Annotated in this window: 3 protein-coding genes; all 3 read left to right on the top strand. The window is 64.2% G+C overall.

The genetic code is table 11. From position 1 onward, the window contains the following. The first annotated feature begins 96 nt into the window (after positions 1–96). Positions 97–474, top strand: a complete 378-nt coding sequence (gene tnpA / locus P24_RS18895; protein WP_202802423.1) for an IS66-like element accessory protein TnpA — start codon at positions 97–99, stop codon at positions 472–474. Beyond that, entirely contained in the window at positions 474–827 is a 354-nt protein-coding gene (tnpB, locus tag P24_RS18900) for an IS66 family insertion sequence element accessory protein TnpB (protein WP_008946353.1), read from the top strand. Before tnpA ends, tnpB begins: the two co-directional genes overlap by 1 nt. A gap of 68 nt (positions 828–895) precedes the next feature. Further along, on the top strand, positions 896–1,998 hold a 1,103-nt coding region (gene tnpC, locus P24_RS18905; protein ID WP_040708528.1), incomplete at its 3' end, for an IS66 family transposase.

Below are 1,998 nucleotides of genomic sequence, written 5' to 3' on the forward strand. Positions count from 1 at the left end.
GTAAGCGGTGTTCTGGCCCCACCTCCCGGCGGGCTGGCAGGCATGCGATGCTACCTGGATTGATATCTGTGCGGGAGTTTCTCCATGGACGCTCCAATGGAGCTTCTCACAAGTGGCGGGAGGCGTCGTCGCAATCGTCAGTGGCCGGATGAGGTGAAGGCGCAGATTGTTGCCGAGACGCTTCGGCCTGGGGCGAGCGTGGTTGAAGTGGCGCAGCGGCATGGTCTGAATGCCAACCATGTTTCCTCGTGGCGGACACTTGCCCGGCAGGGGAAGCTGGTGCTGCCGGCACCGGAGGATCCGTTTGAGTTTGCGGCACTGATGGTCGCTCCGGTTGCTGAGGCGGTAACGACAGCGGCGCCGGTGCCGTCGGCAGGGCCGGAGATCATGGTGGGGGCAGTGACCATCCGATTGGAACCCGGCGCTTCTGCAGCCCGGATTGGTTCGGTCGTCCGGGCACTGTCGGCAGCCTGATGATCTTCCCGTCGAACCGGGTGCGGATCATGGTGGCGACCAGGCCGATCGACTTCCGCAAAGGCCACGACAGTCTGGCGGCGATGGTGAAGAACGAGCTGCACAAGGACCCGTTCACCGGCACGGTGTTTGTGTTCCGCGCCCGCAAGACCGACCGCCTGAAGCTTCTCTACTGGGATGGCACCGGACTGGTCATGGCCTACAAGCGTCTGGAAGAGCACAGCTTCACCTGGCCTGCGGTGAAGGATGGGCTGATGACGCTGAGCCACGCGCAGTTCGAGGCGCTGTTTGCCGGGCTTGACTGGCGGCGGGTTCGGGCAGTGGAGGCGCGGGTCCCGGAAGCCGTGGAATGACTGCGTCAGGATGACTCAGGGCTTGTCTTTTGCGGGTATGGCAGGGCCAGATCTGCTAGATTCCCACCATGCTCGAGATTGCTCAACTTCCCGACGATATTGCCGCTCTCAAGGTGATGCTTGTCGCCGCGGAAGCGCGTAATCAGCGCAAGGACGAGCGGATCGCACAGCTGGAAAAGCTGGTTGCCGCGTTCAGGCAGGCGGCCTTCGGTCGGAAGTCGGAAAAGGGTGATCCGGGCCAGTTCGAACTGGCGCTGGAGGATCTGGAAACGGCCATCGCGGCGGTCTATGCCGCGGAAGATGCAGAGGACCGCGCTGCCCGGCGGCCGGCCACGCCGCGCAGCACCAATCGTGGTTCGCTCCCCGGGCACCTGCCGCGGGTCGAGGAAATCATCGAGCCGGAAAGTCTGGTCTGTGGCTGCGGTGGCGATCTGCACTGCATTGGCGAGGACGCCACCGAGCGGCTCGATGTGATCCCGGCCCAGTTCCGGGTGATTGTGACCCGCCGTCCCAAATATGCCTGCCGGTCCTGCACGGACGGTGTGGTGCAGGCGCCGACACCTGGACGGCTGATCCCCGCCGGGCTGCCGACCGAGGCCATGGTCGCCCATGTTCTGGTCAGCAAGTATGCTGATCACCTTCCGCTTTATCGGCAGGCACAGATCTACAGCCGTCAGGGCGTTGATCTGGACCGCTCCACGCTTGCCGATTGGGTCGGCCGGGCCGCCTTCGAGCTGCGTCCGGTCTATGATGCCCTGATGGCGGACCTGAAACGGTCAACAAAGCTGTTCATGGACGAAACCCGCGCTCCCGTGCTCGATCCTGGGGCCCGAAAGACCAGGACCGGATACTTCTGGGCCCTGGCCCGCGATGACCGGCCCTGGAATGGCACCGCGCCGCCCGGTGTTGCCTTCACCTATGCCCCGGGCCGGGGCGGTCTTCATGCCGAACGGATATTGCAGGGCTTTGGCGGCATTCTGCAGGTGGATGGTTATGCCGGCTACAACCGTCTGGTCGCGCCGGGTCGCGTCGGTTCGGATATCCAGCTGGCCTATTGCTGGGCCCATGCGCGCCGCAAGCTGGTTGAGATCACCCGCACTGGTTCTGCGCCGATCGCCGAAGAGGGTGTCCGGCTGATCCGCGAACTTTATGCCATCGAAGCCGATATCCG

This window comes from Oceanibaculum indicum P24 (assembly GCF_000299935.1).
Lineage (GTDB): Bacteria > Pseudomonadota > Alphaproteobacteria > Oceanibaculales > Oceanibaculaceae > Oceanibaculum > Oceanibaculum indicum.